General features: G+C 69.7%; 17 protein-coding genes. 10 read left to right on the plus strand and 7 right to left on the minus strand.

Features of this window, described 5'->3' with window-relative positions:
* Positions 1-58: 58 nt before the first annotated feature.
* Together ACIA8D_RS21965 and ACIA8D_RS21970 are read right to left on the minus strand one after the other, a co-directional pair.
* On the minus strand, positions 59-2,245 hold the full coding sequence (locus tag ACIA8D_RS21965; RefSeq protein WP_399234571.1) for an MMPL family transporter: 2,187 nt from the start codon (positions 2,243-2,245) through the stop codon (positions 59-61).
* 5 nt (positions 2,246-2,250) lie between these two features.
* Positions 2,251-2,466 (minus strand): hypothetical protein, encoded by a 216-nt coding sequence (locus ACIA8D_RS21970; protein ID WP_399234573.1) that lies wholly within the window; start codon positions 2,464-2,466, stop codon positions 2,251-2,253.
* Positions 2,467-2,669: 203 nt separating this feature from the next.
* Between ACIA8D_RS21970 and ACIA8D_RS21975 the strand changes: the two genes are divergently transcribed.
* Positions 2,670-3,845, plus strand: a complete 1,176-nt coding sequence (locus ACIA8D_RS21975; RefSeq protein WP_399234575.1) for a sensor histidine kinase — start codon at positions 2,670-2,672, stop codon at positions 3,843-3,845.
* A complete protein-coding gene (locus ACIA8D_RS21980; RefSeq protein ID WP_399234576.1) occupies positions 3,820-4,491 on the plus strand; it encodes a response regulator in 672 nt (223 codons plus the stop codon). The genes ACIA8D_RS21975 and ACIA8D_RS21980 overlap by 26 nt, the downstream gene beginning before the upstream one ends.
* Before the next feature lie 89 nt (positions 4,492-4,580).
* Here the strand turns inward: ACIA8D_RS21980 and ACIA8D_RS21985 are convergent, their stop codons facing one another.
* Positions 4,581-4,712, minus strand: coding sequence for a hypothetical protein (locus ACIA8D_RS21985; protein ID WP_399234578.1), 132 nt, complete (start codon positions 4,710-4,712; stop codon positions 4,581-4,583).
* Between the two features lie 48 nt (positions 4,713-4,760).
* Here ACIA8D_RS21985 and ACIA8D_RS21990 point away from each other — a divergent pair, with 48 nt between their 5' ends.
* Entirely contained in the window at positions 4,761-5,843 is a 1,083-nt protein-coding gene (locus ACIA8D_RS21990) for a dihydrodipicolinate reductase (RefSeq protein WP_399234580.1), read from the plus strand.
* 11 nt (positions 5,844-5,854) lie between these two features.
* Positions 5,855-6,334, plus strand: a complete 480-nt coding sequence (locus tag ACIA8D_RS21995; RefSeq protein ID WP_399234582.1) for a carboxymuconolactone decarboxylase family protein — start codon at positions 5,855-5,857, stop codon at positions 6,332-6,334.
* A gap of 43 nt (positions 6,335-6,377) precedes the next feature.
* On the opposite strand, the gene ACIA8D_RS22000 is transcribed toward ACIA8D_RS21995, so the two are convergent.
* From ACIA8D_RS22000 to ACIA8D_RS22010, 3 genes are all read right to left on the minus strand, one after another.
* Positions 6,378-8,000: a GMC oxidoreductase gene (locus tag ACIA8D_RS22000; RefSeq protein WP_399234584.1), complete on the minus strand. Its 1,623-nt coding sequence runs from the start codon at positions 7,998-8,000 to the stop codon at positions 6,378-6,380.
* A 150-nt stretch (positions 8,001-8,150) separates the two neighbouring features.
* Positions 8,151-9,275, minus strand: coding sequence for a fatty acid desaturase family protein (locus ACIA8D_RS22005; RefSeq protein WP_399234586.1), 1,125 nt, complete (start codon positions 9,273-9,275; stop codon positions 8,151-8,153).
* A gap of 7 nt (positions 9,276-9,282) precedes the next feature.
* The gene (locus ACIA8D_RS22010; protein ID WP_399234587.1) at positions 9,283-10,338 is read right to left on the minus strand and encodes a ferredoxin reductase; all 1,056 of its coding nucleotides are present in this window, start codon (positions 10,336-10,338) and stop codon (positions 9,283-9,285) included.
* Positions 10,339-10,425: 87 nt separating this feature from the next.
* On the opposite strand from ACIA8D_RS22010, the gene ACIA8D_RS22015 reads away from it, so the two are divergent.
* The 3 genes from ACIA8D_RS22015 (at position 10,426) to ACIA8D_RS22025 (ending at position 12,472) form a co-directional block, all read left to right on the plus strand.
* Entirely contained in the window at positions 10,426-11,565 is a 1,140-nt protein-coding gene (locus ACIA8D_RS22015) for a PucR family transcriptional regulator (RefSeq protein ID WP_399234588.1), read from the plus strand.
* A gap of 55 nt (positions 11,566-11,620) precedes the next feature.
* Positions 11,621-11,959, plus strand: a complete 339-nt coding sequence (locus ACIA8D_RS22020) for a thioredoxin family protein (protein ID WP_399234589.1) — start codon at positions 11,621-11,623, stop codon at positions 11,957-11,959.
* A 108-nt stretch (positions 11,960-12,067) separates the two neighbouring features.
* Positions 12,068-12,472 (plus strand): FKBP-type peptidyl-prolyl cis-trans isomerase, encoded by a 405-nt coding sequence (locus ACIA8D_RS22025; RefSeq protein ID WP_399234591.1) that lies wholly within the window; start codon positions 12,068-12,070, stop codon positions 12,470-12,472.
* 194 nt (positions 12,473-12,666) lie between these two features.
* On the opposite strand, the gene ACIA8D_RS22030 is transcribed toward ACIA8D_RS22025, so the two are convergent.
* On the minus strand, positions 12,667-13,647 hold the full coding sequence (locus tag ACIA8D_RS22030) for an AraC family transcriptional regulator (RefSeq protein ID WP_399234593.1): 981 nt from the start codon (positions 13,645-13,647) through the stop codon (positions 12,667-12,669).
* Positions 13,648-14,085: 438 nt separating this feature from the next.
* Here ACIA8D_RS22030 and ACIA8D_RS22035 point away from each other — a divergent pair, with 438 nt between their 5' ends.
* From ACIA8D_RS22035 to ACIA8D_RS22045, 3 genes are all read left to right on the plus strand, one after another.
* On the plus strand, positions 14,086-15,306 hold the full coding sequence (locus tag ACIA8D_RS22035; RefSeq protein WP_399234594.1) for a styrene monooxygenase/indole monooxygenase family protein: 1,221 nt from the start codon (positions 14,086-14,088) through the stop codon (positions 15,304-15,306).
* An 87-nt stretch (positions 15,307-15,393) separates the two neighbouring features.
* A complete protein-coding gene (locus tag ACIA8D_RS22040; protein WP_399234596.1) occupies positions 15,394-17,118 on the plus strand; it encodes a styrene monooxygenase/indole monooxygenase family protein in 1,725 nt (574 codons plus the stop codon).
* Between the two features lie 96 nt (positions 17,119-17,214).
* A complete protein-coding gene (locus tag ACIA8D_RS22045; RefSeq protein ID WP_399234598.1) occupies positions 17,215-17,982 on the plus strand; it encodes an IclR family transcriptional regulator in 768 nt (255 codons plus the stop codon).
* Positions 17,983-18,064: the final 82 nt, after the last annotated feature.

Here is an 18,064-nt window from a genome sequence, read left to right on the forward strand (position 1 = left end):
TCCCCTCAGTGCGGAGGCGACGGCGGCTCGTGGTGGTCCGAGCTGTGCCGAGGCGCGGTCAGTTCTGCTCAGGGCGTTCGATGGAGACCTTGGGCAGTCTTCGGGCCAGTGGGGCAGGAAGCCACCAGGCCCATTTGCCGAGCATCTGCATGACGGCAGGGACGATGAGGCATCGGATGACCACGGCGTCCAGCAGGATGGCGACGGCCAGGCCGAGTCCGAACTGCTGGAGCATGCGGTCGGTGCTGAGGACGAACGCCCCGAAGACGAACATCATGATGGCCGCGGCAGCGGTGATGACCTTGCCGGTGGAGGCGAGCCCTTCGCGTACGGATTGCGCAGGGTCTTTGGTGCGGGTCCATTCTTCGTGGATGCGGGAGATGAGGAAGACCTCGTAGTCCATGGAAAGACCGAAGACGATCGCGAAGATCAGCGCGGGGATGAAGGCTTCGATGGGGCCCGGCTGTGCTCCGAACCAGCCATGCTGGAAGACCAGGGTGATCACGCCCAGGGCCGCGGAGATGGACAGCAGGTTCAGGATGGCGGCCTTGACGGGAATCCAGATCGACCGGAAGACCAGCAGGAGCAGCAGCGAGGAGACGCCCACGACGACGGCGACGAACAGGGGCAGTCGGTCGGCGAGTGTTTCGGAGACGTCCTGGGAAGCGGCCGTGGATCCGCCGACCAGTACTTCGCCGCCGGTGCTGTGTTCCAGTGGCGGGGTCACGTCGTCGCGCAGACGGTGTACGAGGTCCACGGTTCCCTCGGCCTGTGGTGAGGTCGTCGGGTAGACGAAGACGGTGGACAGGGTGCCGTCCTCGGAGGGCATCGCGGGACTGGCCTCGGCCACGCCGGCGGTGGTGGCGAGCTTGGCCTGGACGGCCTTGCCGGCTTCCTGATCGCCCTTGACCAGGACGATGAGCGGCCCGTTGAAGCCGGGGCCGAAGCCCTCGGCGAGCAGGTCGTAGGCGTGTCGGGAGGTGGTCTCCTTGGGGTCGTTGCCGGAGTCGGCGAAGCCCAGGCGCATGCCCAGTGCCGGTGCGGACAGGGCCAGGAGGGCGATCACTCCGACCAGCAGGGTCGGGATCGGGCGTCGCTGCACGGCGCGTGCCATGGCGCGCCAGCCGTTGCCTTCGGTCCTCCCCTTCTCAACGGCCTTGGCCTGCTGCTTGAGGACATGGCGCTGGATGCGCCTTCCGAACAATGCGAGAAGAGCGGGCAGCAGCACCAGGGACGCGGCCATGGTGATCAGGACGGTGATGGCCACCGCGAGGGCGATGCCCTGTAGCGAGCCGAACCCGAGGGCGACCAGGCCCAGCAGGGCGACGATGACGGTGCAGCCGGCGAAGAAGACCGTGCGGCCGGCGGAGTCCAGGGCCTTGCGGCCGGCTCCCGCGGGTTGGGCACCGGCCAGGAGCTCGTGGCGGTAGCGGTAGAAGATCAGCAGCGCGTAGTCGACGCCGACGCCGAGGCCCACGAGCATCAGGATCGGCGGGGTGAAATCGGCGACGGTGAAGATGTGTGAGGCCAGGGCGATCAGGCCGATGGCGCCGCCGACAGCGAACAGCGCGGTGATGAGCGGCAGTGACGCCGCCAGCAGTGAGCCGAACAGCAGCACGAGGATGACCAGGGCGGCCACGATCCCGGCGAGTTCGGCGGTCGGGCCTGCCTTGTCCTCCGCGTTGCGCGCGGCCTCGCCGCCCACCTCGATCTGGAGGTGTTCGGTGGCGATGTTCTGTGCCGTGTCGATGATCTTGGCGACGTCCTCCTTGGGGACGTCTTCGGTCTTGCCGTCCAGCGTGACGGACGCGTAGCCAATGGTGCCGTCATGGGACACCGCTGAGGCATCAGTGAAAGGGCTGCGCACGTCGGCGACCCCCGCCATATGCTTCACCTTCGACAGCATCGGCTCGACGCTGTCCTGGGCGCTCTTGATGCCCGCGGTGTCCTTGAAGACGATCTCGACACTGTCGCCTGCCTGGTCACTGCCGTGCTTCTTGAACAGGTCGGTGGCCGACTGGGAATCGGTGCCCGGCAGCGAGAAGTCGTTCTGGTACGCGGAGCCGGCAGCGCTGGAGCCCAGCGTGATGGCGGCCACCAAGGCCACCCAGAGCAGGAGGGCGGCCCAGCGATGACGCTGCGCCCAGTCGGCCAGGGCACCGAACCGTCCGACGGGCGCGGACGGTTCGGTGCCCTGTGGTGCGGGCGGGGCGAGGGACGCGGCAGAGCCGCGGGGGGAAGACATGATGCCTACCTCGAACTCGAGCGAGTGTTGCCTGTGACCATCGCCGCGCCCACGACCGCTCCGGCCAGAGCGGGCACGCCGAGCGCCAGCCCGGCGAACACGCCACTGACCGTGATCGAGAACGTTCCGACAGCGGTGACCAGCAGAATTCCGGCAGCGGCACCCACCAGGGCGCCGACGAAGGCAGCACTGATCCGGGTGAGGGTGAGTGACGACGACATGCCCTCGATCGTGCTCGTGAACCCAGGGCGCGGGCGTCGGCCCAGGGCTGACACTCGGCCTGCACCAGCGGCAGGAGGCGGCGGCCGCGCCGTACACCAGCAGATGTACGGCGCGGCCGCCGCGTACCTCTCCAGCACGCAATCGCGACGCAAATGCGGACATACACCCCTGGTCCGGATCATGCAGCAGGCAGAATGAAGCCATGCCACACCTCGATGTCACGCGCCTGCGCCTGCCGAGCGGGCCACGCGCCGACATGGCGCTCGCCGGGATCGTGCTGGTGCTGACAGGGGTGGCCGAGGGGCAGCGGCTGGGCTCGAACCGGGACGCGACCGCATCAGTGATCGGCTCATGGCTCCTGGCGGCGGCGGTGTGCGCGGCGCTGCCTCTGCGCCGCCGCCACCCGGTGGCCGTCGGCTGGTTCACGGTGATCGGCACAGGCGTCTACTACCTCCTGAGCACGGTCGACGGCCCGCTCGTCGTGGTCCCGGTCGCCGCGCTGTACGCGCTGGCGGCCCAGGGACGGACCCAGGCATCGGTCGCCATGGCGGCGGTGATGGTCATCGGCGTGGGGGCGGGAGTTCTGGTCGGCACCGGCGATGTCAACGGCACAGCGGTGTTCATGCTGACCGGCTGGCTGGTCGCGGTGGTGGCACTGGGGACGATGCGCCACAGCCGGGTCGCCTACGCCGAGGAACAAGCGAGGCTGCTCGCCACGCAGGAGCGGCTGCGCATCGCCCGAGAACTGCACGACGTGATCGGCCACAACATGTCGATGATCCACGTGCAGGCGTCGTCCGCCCTGCACCGGCTGCACAAGGACCCCACTCAGGCACAGGAGGCACTGACCGCCATCAAGCAGGGCAGCAAGGAGGGCCTGCGGGAGCTGCGCACCACCCTCGGCGTACTGCGCCAGGTCGACGAAGAGGCTCCCACTGCTCCATCGCCGGGCCTGTCCGACATCGACGAGCTGGTCTCCTCGACCGCCCGAGCGGGTCTGGACGTACGCATCCAGCAGAGCGGAACGGCCTCGCCGCTACCGGCATCGGTGGACCTCGCCGCCTATCGCATCGTCCAGGAAGCACTGACAAACGCGGTCAAGCACAGCGGCGCCCGGCACGTCGTCGTCCGGATCCACCACGGCGAGCGGGAACTGACGCTCAGCGTCCAGGACGACGGGCACGGTGCGGCCCCCTCCAGAAACGAGGACGGCAGCGGGATCGCGGGCATGACGGAACGGGCCCGCACACTGGGCGGAACGCTGAGCGCCGAGCCCGCCAGTGCGGGCGGCTTCACGGTCCGGGCCCGGCTACCGTTCTCAGACCACCAAGAACCGATCGGCGGAGCAGCTGATGATCAGGATCCTGCTGGCGGATGACCAGCGCCTCGTGCGCGCCGGGATCCGCGGCATCCTCGACGACGAGGACGACCTGCACGTCGTCGCCGAGGCAGCCGACGGGCAGGCCGCTCTCGCCGCCTGCCGTGAACTGCGCCCCGACGTGGTGCTGATGGACATCCGCATGCCCGTCATGGACGGGCTCGAAGCGGCTCGCCGCATCACCACCGACAAGGAACTGGCGGCGGTGAAGGTCGTCATGCTGACGACCTTCGACCTCGACGAGTACGTGTACGGGGCCCTGCGCGCCGGTGCCACGGGCTTCCTCGTCAAGGACACCGAACCGGCGGAACTCCTGCACGCGGTGCGTGTCGCCGTACGAGGCGACGCGCTCATCAGCCCCTCCGTCACCCGCCGGCTCATCGCCGAATTCGCCAGCCGCCCGGACAGCTCCCGGGAGCCCGACCAGCGCCTCGACGCGCTGACCAGCCGCGAACGCGAAGTCATGCAGCTGATCGCCGCCGGACGCACCAACGACGAAATCGCCGCACAACTGGTGGTCTCGCCACTGACCGCGAAGACCCACGTCAGCCGCATCATGGCCAAACTCGGCGCTCGGGACAGGTCGCAGGTCGTGGTCATGGCCTACGAGTACCGCATGATCAGCCCCGGTTGGCTCACGAACTGACCCCTCAAAGGCGATGCGGCCGCCGCAGGCAACGCACCCGCTCGGGCGACACGCGATCCCGAAGTCGATCACGCGCGGGCCGTCCGCCGTCACCAACCCGACGGGCGGCCGACACCGTCGATCTCGCGGGCCGCGTCCGCCCGGTCCCGCCACTGGTGCCCGCGGTGCTGTTCGAGCGCGGCCACACCGAGCAGGACCTGGTCGCAGCGAAGCGACAACACACGCGCTCACTCTATGAACTGACAGCACGTCAGGTTACGCTCCGGCGCATGACTTCCACGGTGGTCTGGGGCACCGGGAACGTGGGACGCGCGGCGATCCGAGCCGTCGACGCCCACCCCGGGCTCGAACTCTGCGGCGTGCTCGTGCACGACCCCGCCAAGGACGGCCGCGACGCGGGCGACCTGGCCGGTTGTGACCACGCCCTCGGTCTCGCCGCGACGACGAACGTCGACGCGGTGCTCGCGGCCCGGCCCGGCGCCGTCTTCTACGCGGCCTCCGGCGAGCTGCGCCCCGACGAGGCCCTCGACGACATCTGCCGCGCCCTGCGCGCCGGCGCCGTCGTCGTCTCCCCGGCCCTCTATCCGCTCTACGACCACCGCAGCGCACCGCCCGAGTTCACCGATCCGGTGCGCGCGGCCATCGCGGAGGGCGGCGGCTCGCTGTTCGTGTCCGGCGTCGACCCCGGCTGGGCCAACGACGTGCTGCCCCTGCTGGTCAGCGGTCTCGGCACCCGCGTCGACGTGCTGCGCTGCCAGGAGATCTTCGACTACTCGACGTACGACCAGGAGGACTCGGTTCGCCATCTCGTCGGCATGGGCCATCCCATGGAGTACGAGCCGCTGATACTGGCGGAGTCCGTACCGACGATGGTGTGGGGCGGGCAGCTGAGGCTGATGGCACGGGCGCTCGGGGTCGAACTCGACGAGATTCGAGAGACGTTGGAGCGCCGGGCTCTGGACAGCGACGTCACGACGGCAGCCATGGGCGACTTCGCCGCGGGCACCCAGGGCGCGGTCCGCTTCGAGGTGCAGGGCGTCGTGGACAGCGAGGTGCGGATCGTCGTCGAGCATGTGACGCGGATCCATCCGTCCTGTGCGCCCGACTGGCCGCTGCCGCCCGGTGGCGGGGCCGGCGCGCACCGGGTGATCGTCGAGGGCCGCCCGCGCATCGAGGTCACCGTCCAGGCCACCGACGAGGGCGGCAACCATGCGGCGGGCGGCAACGCGACCGCCGTCGGGCGCCTCGTCGGCGCGATCGACTGGCTCGTGTCCGCGCCGCCCGGACTCTACGACGCGCTCGACGTGCCCGTGACCCCCGCCGCCGGCCGGCTCGGAAGGAAGCAGCCATGAGGGAGGCAGCCATGAGGATCGACATGCCTGACGGCCAGGAACCCATCCCGTACGTGTGGGGCGAGATGGTGCCCGGCATCGGGCCCGCGGCGGCGCAGTTCTCCATGGCCGTGTACGACCACTCGACCCTGGGGCTGCGGGAGTTCGAGGCCGCGCGGCTGCGGATCGCGCAGATCAACGGGTGCCTGTTCTGCCTGGACTGGCGCACCGAGCGGGACGGCGAGAAGGTCGAGGAGTCGTTCATCGACGCCGTCGAGGACTGGCGTGAGACCGACGCCTTCGACGAGCGGACCCGGCTCGCGGCCGAGTACGCGGAGCGCTACGCCGTCGACCACCACGGCCTGGACGAGGAGTTCTGGAAGCGGATGACCGCCCACTACAGCCAGGCCGAGATCGTGGAGCTGAGCATGGCCATCGGCTCCTGGCTGGCCTTCGGACGACTCAACCACGTGTTGGGCCTCGACGCGGTGTGCGCTCTGCCCAAGCCGTGAACCACTGCCTGGCGGCCGCGACTTGGGCAGGGCGTCGCGGCCGTCACAGGTCAGCGGCGACGATCTTGGCGATATTGCGCTCGGCGAGCGCCGTGATGGTCACGAACGGGTTGACGCTGGTGTTGCCCGGAATCAGCGCGCCGTCGATGACGTAGAGGCCCGTATACCCGTGCAGACGGCCGTAGTTGTCGGTCGCCTTGTTCAGTACGGCTCCGCCCAACGGGTGGTACGTGAGGTGGTCGCCCCAGATCTTGTACGTACCGAACAGGTCGGTGCGGTAGATCGTGCCCTCCTTCGCGTTGATCTTGTCGAAGATGGTCTTGGCCGCGTCGATCGACGTCTGCTTCCAGGCCCGCTGCCAGCTCAGGTCGACCCCGCCGGTCGTCGGGTTGTACGTGAACGCGGCGCGCTGCGGGGTCTTCGTGATGGACAGGTAGAACGACGCGTACGTCTCGATGCCGGTCGGCAGCGGCGCGACCTCGGCGAACGCACCGCCCGCGGCCCAGTTGTCGATGCCGCCGGTGGGGATCGACGCCTGGAGCGAACCGGTCGAGTCCCACAGGTGGTTGGCGCGCCCGCACATGACGTTGCCGTTGTCGCCCCAGCCCTTGCCGATCTCACCGTTGAGCGCGGGGAGGGCGCCGGTCGCCTTGAGTCGGGTGAGGAGCTTGCTGGTGCCGACGCTGCCCGCGGCGAAGAAGACCCGGTCTGCGGTGACTTCCTTGGTGGCCGTGACGGCGCCGGCGGTGTCGAGCTGGTCCATGCGCACGGTGTAGCCGCCGCCGGCCGCCGGGGCGACCGACGTGACCTTGTGCAGCGGGGTGATGGTGACCTTCCCGGTGGCCGCGGCCCGCGCGAGGTAGGTCTTCTGCAGTGACTTCTTGCCGTAGTTGTTGCCGTAGAGGATCTCCCCCGCGAGCGCCGACTTCGGCACCGTCCCCGCGGCCTCCTGCTTCATGTAGTCCCAGTCGTACACGTCGGGGACGAACACGAACGGGAAGCCCGAACGCTGGGCGTGCTTACGGCCGACGCGCGCGTACTGGTAGCACTCGGCGGACTCGAACCAGTTCGGGTCGATGGTGGCGACGCCGAGCCCGGCGTTGGCGCGGGGGTAGTACGTGCCATACATCTCGCCAGCGTCCACGGACGGCAGGATCGCCGCGAAGTTCTCCCGCTTGGGCGTCACCGCCATGCCACCGTTGACCAGCGAGCCGCCGCCGACGCCGCGGCCCTGGTAGACGGTGATGCCGGCGAAGTCCTCGGCGTCCAGGATCCCGGTGTACTTCGGGATGCCCTTGTCGATCGGGAAGCCGAGGAAGTTGCTCAGGGGCTGCTTCGTTCTGGATCTCAGCCAGAAGGATCTCTTGTCGGGTGTGGTGGTGTTGGCGAAGACCTTGCCGTCGGATCCCGGGGTGTCCCAGGCCATGCCCATCTCCACCATCCGCACGTCGACGCCGGCCTCGGCGAGCCGGAGCGCGGCCACGGAGCCGCCGTACCCGGTGCCGATGACGAGGGCGGGCAGGTGCGCCCCGTCGGCGACGGGAGCGACGGCCGCGGCGGCGTGACCGCTGAGGGCCACGGCGCCGAGAAGAGAACCTGTTCCCGCGAGGAAGCCTCGGCGGGAGATCCCGTTACGTGCCACTTCAGGACGGGTTGAGTCGGTCATCGTACGTTCCTCACTCTCGACGGAATGGGAACGAGTTCTACTGTTGATCGTCAATCAAGTCGATGCATACCGATAGGTAACGTGCGTCCAATTCACGCCAACTTCTTCCGATCTTGGGCACCGGCCCGGGATCCGACCCCGTACCGCGAGTCAGGCCGCGACCAACTCCTTCTCGCGGTCCGGCGTCTTGACCTCGACCTTGGGCTTCTTGTTGGGCAGCGAGAGTCGGAAGACCTTGTGCCACGCGGAGAACACCTGCTTGGGCAGCGGTCCGGTGACGTACTCCAGCTCGTACTTCTCGAACAGCGCGCGCACCTTCACCGCGACCTCGGCGTACCGGTTGCTCGGCAGGTCCGGGAACAGGTGGTGCTCGACCTGGTGGGAGAGGTTGCCGGTCATGAAGTGCATGGCCTTGCTGCCGCTGATGTTCGCGGAGCCCATCATCTGGCGCAGGTACCACTGGCCGCGCGTCTCGCCGTTGATCGACCGGCGCTCGAAGACCTGTACGCCCTCGGGGAAGTGCCCGCACATGATCACCGAGTGGGACCAGATGTTGCGGACCAGGTTCGCCGTGAACGTGGCGGCGAGGGTGGGGAGGAACGACGGGCCGGACAGCAGCGGGTGGATCACGTAGTCCTTGAGCACCTGCTTGCGGATCTTGCGGCCCACGGCCTTCGCCCGCGCGCGGAACTCCGGGTTCTTGCGGCGGCGCTTGCTGAGGTTCTTGCCGAGCTCCAGGTCGTACGCCGCGATGCCGTACTCGAAGAAGCAGGCGTTGATGAAGTTCCACAGCGGCTGGCCGAGGTGGAAGGGGTGCCACTTCTGGTCCTCGTCGACGCGCATGATGCCGTAGCCGAGGTCGTTGTCCTTGCCGATCACGTTGGTGTACGTGTGGTGCAGCTCGTTGTGCGAGTGCTTCCACTGGTCGGACGGCGAGACGTGGTCCCACTCCCAGGTGGTGGAGTGGATCTTCGGGTCCCGCATCCAGTCCCACTGGCCGTGCAGGATGTTGTGGCCGATCTCCATGTTGTCCATGATCTTCGCCACGGACAGACCCGCGGTGCCGAGCAGCCACGCGGGCGGGAAGATCGAGAACAGCAGCACACCCCGGCTGACCAGCTCGAGCTTGCGCTGCGCCGAGATGACCTTGCGGATGTAGGCGGCGTCCTTCTCGCCGCGGCCGGCGATCACCTCGTCGCGGATCGCGTCCAGCTCGCGGCCGAGCTCCTCGATCTGCTCCGCGGTCAGATGGGCGGTGGGGTCGATGGCGGTCACGGTACTCCTACCGTTCGATGTCGCAGGGGCCCGCCGCGGCGGACACGCAGGTCTGGATGAGGACGCCCGGCTCGGCCTCGGTGATCTCGCCGGTGCGCAGGTCGCGTACGGCGCCCGACTTGAGCGGCGAGACGCAGCCGAAGCAGATGCCCATACGGCAGCCGAAGGGCATGAGCACGCCGGCCTCCTCGCCGATGTCCAACAGCGGCGTGGCGCCGTCCGCGTCGACGGTCCTGCCGGTGGTGCTGAACGTGACCTCGCCGCCGTCGCCCGCAACGACGACGCTGGGACGGAAGCGTTCGGTGTGCAGGCGCTCGGCGATGCCGTGCGCGGCCCAGTGCTGCTCGGCGGCGTCGAGCAGGCCCGCGGGCCCGCAGGCCCAGGTCTCGCGCTCGGCCCAGTCGGGCACGAGTTCGTCGAGACGGGCGATGTCGAGCATGCCGTCCGTGTCGGTGTGCACCTCGGTGAGCCGCAGCTTCTTGTCCGCGGCCAGGTCGTGCAGTTCGTCGCGGAAGATCACGTCCTGCGGCCGCGGCGCGCAGTGGATCATGACGACGTCGTCGAACGCGGTGTCGCGCAGCATGCCCATCACGGGCGTGATGCCGCTGCCGGCCGTCAGGTGGAGCACCTTGGCGGGCTTGGCCCGCGGCAGCACGAAGTCACCGGTCGGCTGGTCGAGTTGGACCAGTGTGCCCGGTGTCGCTCTGCGGACCAGGTGGTTGCTGACCTTGCCGTCCGGGATGGCCTTGACGGTGATCGTGACGCGGCCGTCCTTGCGGTCCGTCGGCGAGGTGAGGGAGTAGGCGCGCCACAGGCGCACCCCGTCGACGTCGACCCCGATCCGCACGTACTGGCCGGCGGTGTGGCCGCGCCAGCCCCGTCCCGGCCTGATCACGACGGTCGCGGCGTCACCCGTCTCGGGATGCACGGCCTCGATGCGCCCACGCAGGTCGGCGCCCGCACGCAGCGGGCTGACCAGGTCGAGGTAGTCCGACGGCACCAGCGGCGTCGTGACCATCTCCAGCAGTTTCCACGCCCTGCTGCGGAGGGCTGTACTCGTCATGGCTACAGCCTGCTGCCCCTCAAGGCGTAAAGTCCTGACCGCAGGACGTAAATCTGGTCGACTGAATTGTTCGCGGGGAACAAACACGTGAGCCACGCCATACGAAGGGCCAGCGAGCTGGCCCTGGACGAGACGACGGTCACCGCGCTGCGGGCCACCCTGAAGACCACCGCCGACGAAGTCGTCCAGGCGATCATCGACGAGGTCCCTCCCTACGCCAACGCCCTTTCGGGCCGCATGGGCGGCACCATCCGCCGGGCCGTACGCACTGCCCTGGGGCACTACCTGGACCTCGCGAGCGGGAACGCCACCGGCGGCGACGCCGGCGACGCGGCCTACGAGCTGGGCCGCGGCGAGGTGCGCGACGGCCGTTCGATGGACGCCCTGCTCGGCGCCTACCGCGTCGGCGCCCGAGTGGCCTGGCGATGCCTGGCGGAGGGTGCCGTACCCGCGGGCCTGCCCGCCGCCGAGGTCGCCAAGTTCGCCGAGCTGACCTTCGCCTACATCGACGAGCTCTCCGCCGCGAGCGCCGCGGGCCATGCCGACGAACTGGCCGCCCGGGGCAGGGCGCACGAACTCCACCTGGAGCACCTGGCCCGCGACCTGCTCGCCGACGCGAGCCCGGACCTGCTGCTGGCGTCCGCTCAACGGGCCGGGTGGCAGCCTCCGGTTTCACTGACCGCGGTCCTGCTCCCCGCCGCCCAGGCGCGGCCCGCCTACCGCGTGCTGGACCCGAGCACGCTCGTCCTCGACGATCTGCCGGACGCCACCGGTGTCCTGCTCGTCCCCGATGCCGACCGATCACGTCTGCTGCGGCAGCTCACCGACCGCACCGCCGTGGTCGGCCCGGCCCGGCCGTGGACCCGTGCGTCCGCCTCGTACGCACGAGCGGTACGCGCCCGATCCCTCTCCCCCGACATCCGCGACACCGAGGACCACCTGCCCGAGCTGGTGCTGAGCGCCGACGCGGACGCGTACGCGGACCTGCGTGTCCGAGCCCTCGCACCGTTGCGCACCTTGCCCGCGGCGACCGCCCGGCGTCTTGAGGAGACGCTGCGGGAGTGGCTGCTGCACCAGGGCCGGCGGAACGAGGCGGCGGCGGCGCTGTTCGTCCATCCCCAGACGGTTCGCTACCGGATGTCGCAGCTGCGGCAGCTGTTCCCGGATCTGGCGTCGCCGCACCGGGTCCTCGAACTGACGCTGGCGGTCGGTCTGCGGGGCGGCTGACGCGTCCGGGGGATGATGGCGACGCAATGACGAAACGTAAGGTCAGGAGCTTTCCATGGCGCAGCGGGTGCACCGACCCCGTGAGGACGCGGAGTTCGATTTCATCCTCAAGATGAGCGGCGTTCCGGTCCTCGCGTACTTCATCGGGACGTGGCCCAAGGCGATCGAGCCCTGCCGGTTGATGGACCTCGTCGTGGGTGGCATCGCGGAGGACTGCTCGGGGCGCCTGACGGCCGTCCGCGCCGACATCACGCGCTGTCCGGCCGCGACGGAGCGATACGGGATCACCGGAGCCCCGTCCTACGTCCTGCTGAAGGAGGGCGAGGCCGTGGCGCACGGCACGGGGCCGATGACCAGCGCCGAGGTAAGGACGTTCCTGGACGGGCACCTCTGAGCGCTCCGCGGATCCGCGTCCTCGGTAGCGTGACCATCTGCCGCATGGAATGGCCATGCGATCGGCTGGTCCGTGCCAGGGCCTCCGACGGAGAGTAGTGAGGCTGCGATGAGTGAACCGACGAAGCCCGCGGTCGAGGTTCCGGAGGGCGACGCTCCCACCGAGTTGACCGTTCGGGATCTGGTCGTCGGGGACGGGCCCGAGGTAAAGCCGGGCATGGTGGTCAGGGTCCACTATATCGGGGTGACCTTCGCGTCCGGGAAGGAGTTCGACGCCTCCTGGGACCGGGGTGAGCCGTTCAAGTTCGCCCTGGGCAGCGGCAGGGTCATCAAGGGATGGGACCGAGGGGTGCGCGGGATGAAGGTCGGCGGCCGCCGCGAGATCATCGTTCCGCCACGTCTCGGCTACGGCAGTCAGTCGCCCTCACCGCTGATCCCGGTGGGCTCGACCCTGGTCTTCGTGGTGGACCTGGTGGACTCGTATTCCCGCACTGCCGGATGGAGCAACTCCTAGGGCTTGTCGTTTGGATCAGGCCGGATCAGGGAGCGGGGCCTGGTGCGTGCGATCGCAAGGCGGAGGAGGGAGGCGACGCGGAGCGTCGTCGACCGACGACAACGCCGCGAGCGTGCGTGCCAGGCCCCGCGAGCCCGGCCTGATCCAAACGACAGGCCCTAGCGCCCTATGCCCCCATAGCTCCCTGAGGCTCCCTAGGACCGCAGCGTCTGTGACGGTGACTCCCCGAACTGCTGCCGGTACGCGAGCGAGAAGCGGCCCGTGTGCAAGAAGCCCCAGCGCGCTGCGACGGCGGTGACGGTCGTGACACCCGGGTCGCAGCTCAGCAACTCCTTGCGGACACGGTCCAGGCGCACCTCGCGCAGGTACGCGAGCGGTGTCGTGTCGAGGTGCCGGCGGAAGCCGTCCTGGAGGGCCCGCACCCCCACGCCGACGCATTCCGCGATCTCGGCGACCGTGAGCGGCTCGGCGGCATGCGCCTCGATGGTCTCCATGGCCCGGCGCACCGCGGGCGGCGCGACGCGCGGCTGCTCGCCGAGCAGCGCCGGTGTGTAGTTGCTGGGCTGAGCCATCAACAGCTGGGTCATGAGGAGCGATTCGAGCTGTTTTGCCACGACCGGCCGGGTCGTCATGCCGTCCGGCCCCTCCGCCTCCCGGCGCACGAGGTCGACGATGTTGAGCCAGGAGCGGGAGTCCGGTGCGGTGAGGTCCATGCCGAGCGAGAACGAGATCGGGCGGCGCACGGTGCGCCCCAGCAGACTGCCGAGGTGCGATTCCAGGGACGCCCGGTCGAACCACACGATGAGCTGCGGGTTGCCCGCACCCCAGCGCATGTCCAGCTTTCCGTCCGGGGAAGGGACGGAGGCGAGTTCGGGCGAGGAGATGATCTCCTCGCGGCCGCAGGTGATTTCGGCGTGGCCGGCGAGCGGGATCTGGACGAGGAAGAAGCTCTCCAGGTCGCCCGGCGTGATCCGGACCTCTGTTCCGTAATCGAGGTAGTACAGACCCGTCCGGTCGAAGGATGTGCCGTGCAACCGGGCGTCGAGCGTCGCCGAGCGCTGCGTGATGCGCAGCTCATGCGGACAGAAGGCCCGGCCGACCTCGGCCCGCGCCTCCCAGATGTCCGATGTGTGAAACCGCTGGTGGTCTGCGAGCGGAGGCTCTTCAGCGGGCATGTGAACCTCCACCGCCGAGGTGCGCGATCAGGACAGCGATCCGCGTGATGCGGATAGCGAAGATGATCTTCCCATACCAAGGTTGGTCCCCAACCCCCAGAAGAAGCCAGGGAACCAGTCATGCAGGGAGTGCCGGGCCGCTGCTCGCTCGACACCGGAGCGCAGCCGAGCCCAGCGGGCAGCCGATCGCATGCGCGCCGCGCGCGCGACGGTCGACCGGCGCGGACACAAGCGCCGAGTCCGTACCCTCGCGCGTCGCCGTGCCCGCGCCTTCGCCGCTCCGGCTCATTGAGGCGGCCGCGCCACCTTTGACCAGCCCGGCGCCGGGAACCCTTCCCCCGGTCCCATGGATGCCACGGCTTTCCCGGCTGCTCGCCGACTCCCCTTCGGCAGGCAGCCATATCGTCCCCGCACGAACCAACCCCCGGAGATCCCCCCATGCGCAAGATCACCATCGTCGGAGCCGGCCAGGCCGGTCTCCAGCTCGGCATCGGTCTGCTCGGCCACGGTTTCGACGTCACCATCGTGTCCAACCGCACCGGAGACCAGATCCGGGAGGGCCGGGTCATGTCCAGCCAGGCCATGTTCGGCACCGCGCTGGCTCACGAGCGCGACCTCGGCCTCGACTTCTGGGGCGACGCCTGCCCGCCGATCGCCGGGCTCGGCGTGAACATCGCCGACGGCCAGGGCGACCGGGCGCTGTCCTTCGACGCCCGCCTCGACGCCACCGCCCGCTCCGTCGACCAGCGCGTCAAGATGCCGATCTGGATGGGCGAGTTCGCGCGCAGCGGCGGCCGACTGGTCATCCACGAGGCGGGCATCGAGGACCTGGAGCGCTATGCCGCCGAGTCCGACCTGGTCGTCGTCGCGGCCGGCAAGGGCGAGATCGCCGGGCTGTTCGAGCGGGACGCCCAGCGCTCCCCGTACGACGCTCCGCAGCGCGCGCTGGCCCTGGCGTACGTCACCGGCATGGCGCCGCTGCCCCACCGCACCGGCGTCAGCTTCAACGTCATCCCGGGCATGGGCGAGTACTTCACCATGCCCAGCCTCACCACCAGCGGCCCCTGCGACATCATGTTCTTCGAGGGCATCCCGGGCGGCCCGCTCGACTGCTTCGACGAACTCACCCCCGACCAGCAGCTGGCGAAGTTCCAGGAGCTGCTGCGGACGTACGTTCCGTGGGAGGCCGAGCGCTGCACCGACATCGCGCTCACCGACCAGAACGGCACCCTCGCGGGCCGCTTCGCGCCGACCGTCCGCAAGCCCGTCGCCACGCTGCCCTCGGGCGCCCAGGTGCTCGGCCTCGCCGACGTCGTCGTCCTCAACGACCCGGTCACGGGACAGGGTTCCAACAACGCCTCGAAGTGCGCGGCCTCCTACCTCGCCACCATCCTGGACCACGGCGAGGGCCCGTACGACGCCGCGTTCATGGAGCTGGCCTTCGGCCGCTTCTGGGACAACGCGCAGTCCGCCACGGCCTGGACCAACGCGATGCTCGGAGCCCCGCCGCAGCACGTCCTGGAGCTCTTCGGCGCGGCGAGCGCCAACTCCCGTGTCGCCGCCCGATTCGTCAACGGCTTCGACGACCCGCGCGACTTCTTCCACTGGTTCATGGACCCGGAAGCGGCGAAGAACTACCTGACCGAAGTCAGTTCCTGACATGTCATCAGGGCTGGTGGCGTCAGTCACCACCAGCCTGGCCACGCGCCGGCGGTACGTACGCAACGAGAGCAGGACAGCGGGACCATGAGAAGGATCGCGGTGATCGGCGCCGGGCAGGCGGGTGCTCAACTCGCCCTGGGACTCCAGACGCACGGCTACGACGTCACCCTGGTCAGCGACCGGGGCCCCGACGACATTCGTCGCGGGCCGGTCATGTCCAGCCAGTGCATGTTCGACACCGCGTTGCAGAGCGAGCGCGAACTCGGCCTGCACCACTGGGCGGACCGGGCGCCGGACATCACCGGCATCGCGCTCTCTCTCGTCGGTCCGCACGGCACTCCGGAGGTCTCCTGGCGCGCGCCGCTGGAGGGTCCGGCCCACTCCGTCGACCAGCGGCTCAAGTGTGCTGCCTGGATGGAGCAGTTCGCGCAGGGCGGCCGCGGCGAGATCGTGCTGCACGAGGCCGGCGTCAACGACCTCGAGTGGTACGCCCGCACGCACGATCTCGTCGTGGTCTCCACCGGCAAGGGCGAGCTGAGCAGCCTCTTCCCGCGCAACGCCGAACTCTCCCCGTACGACCGGCCGCGCCGCGCGCTGGCTCTGACGTATGTCACGGGAGCGGCGCCGCGGGAGGGGGAGGCCGCCGTCCACTACCGGATGGTCCCCGGTGTCGGCGAGTTCTTCTCCTTCCCCGCGCTGACCACCACAGGGCCCTGCGAGATCATGGTGTTCGAGGGTGTCCCCGGCGGCCCGATGGACTGCTGGGACGACGTCCACACCCCCGAGGCCCACCTCACTCGCTCCCTGGACATCCTCCACCGCTTCTTCCCCGACGAGTACGAGCGGTGTCGGCACACTCAACTCACGGACAGCGGCGGCGTGTTGCGCGGCCGGGTCACCCCGACCGTCCGCCACCCCGTCGCCCGACTGGCCTCCGGCCGGCACGTCCTCGGCATGGCCGACGCCGTCGTCCTCAACGACCCGATCACCGGCCAGGGTTCGAACAACGCGGCCCAGGCCGCGGCCCACTACCTCGACAGCATCCTCCGCCACGGCGAGGCCGAGTTCACGCCGCAGTGGATGCAGCGCACGTTCGACAACTTCTGGCGCGGCTGGGCCCAATGGGCGGTCGGCTGGACGAATTCCCTCCTGGCCGAACTGAGCCCGCACCATCGCGAGATCCTGTCCGCGGCAGCCGAAGTGCCTTCGGTCGCGAGCGCCCTCGCCGCCGGGTTCGACGACCCGCGCACCCTCTACCGCTGGTGGTTCGAGGAAGCCGAGGCGCACCGCTTCCTCGCCGAGAAGCGCGCCCAGCACGCCGCCCGCTTCGACGGCCGCGAACTGCGCCGCGCGCTGGGCCAGTACGCCACCGGCGTGACCGTGGTGACGGCCCGCGCCCCCGACGGCCGCAACGTCGGCATGACCGCGAACTCCTTCACGTCCGTCTCCATGGACCCGCCCCTCGTCCTGTGGTGCCCCGGCAAGAACGCCCCGAGCCTCCCGGACTTCACCGACGCCTCGCACTTCGCCGTGCACGTACTGGCCGCCGACCAGCACCATCTCTCCCGCCAGTTCGCCACGCCCGCCGACGACAAGTTCCGCGGCACCCCGACCACTCCCGGCATCGCCGGCACTCCCCTCCTGGACGGCGCCGTCGCCCGCTTCCAGTGCCGCACCGTCCAGCGCCTGGACGCCGGCGACCACATCGTCTTCCTCGGCGAGGTCGAGCAGTACGAGGCCGGCGGCGGCACCCCGCTGGTGTTCCACTCGGGGTACTACCACGTGGCGACGAAGCATCCGGACCTGTGATCTTCGGTCACAGCCTCAGCATGCGAGCAGTCTGGTCCGAAGACATACAGGTTCTGGAGAGCAGAACTCGCGGCGCGGCAGCGTTACAGTCACCGCATGGACAAGCCGCTCAAGACCCCGCCGCCCTACCCCATCGCCAGCGTCGACCACGCGCTGCGGGCGGCGACCATTCTGCAGATGGAGGGCGGCGCCACCGTCTCGCAGATCGCCGACCGGCTCGTCATCGCCCGCTCCAGCGCCCACCGGCTCCTGGCCATGCTCGTCTACCGCGACTTCGCCGTGCAGGACGAGGACCGGCTCTACCGCGCGGGCCCCGTGCTCGAACTCGCCGCGCACTCCCAGTCGCTGGTCTCCCGGCTGCGTGAGACGGCGCTCCCGCATCTGCACCGGCTCGTCGGCCTGCTCGACGAGACCGCGAACCTCACCGTGCTCACCGGCGACACCGCCCGCTTCATCGCCAGCGTCGAATCCCGGCAGGCCCTGCGGGTCGGATCGCGGGAGGGCATGGTCTTCCCGGCGCACCGCACCACAGCGGGCCTGTTGCTGCTCGCCGAACTCCCCGACACCGAGCTCGACGAGGTGTACGACGCCGAGCGCTACCGCGACCGCGTCGCCGAACGACCGGACCTCGACGCGCTGCGCACGGAGCTGAAGCGACTGCGGCGCAACGGGTTCGCCGTCAACAAGGAACGCTCCGAGCGCGGCCTGATCGCCGTCGGCGTCCCCGTGCGCGAGGCGTCCGGCGCCGCCGTGGCCGGCCTCTCCGTCTCGATGCCCAGCGTGCGCTACGCACCCCGGCGCCTGGAGCCCCTGGTCACGGCACTGCGAAACGCGGCGCACGGGCTGGAGGAGGAACTGGTCTAGGGCTTGTCGTTTGGATCAGGCCGGATCAGGGAGCGGGGCCTGGTGCGTGCGATCGCAAGGCGGAGGAGGGAGGCGACGCGGA

The sequence above is a fragment of the Streptomyces sp. NPDC051684 genome (genome assembly GCF_044453445.1).
Classification (GTDB): Bacteria; Actinomycetota; Actinomycetes; order Streptomycetales; family Streptomycetaceae; genus Streptomyces.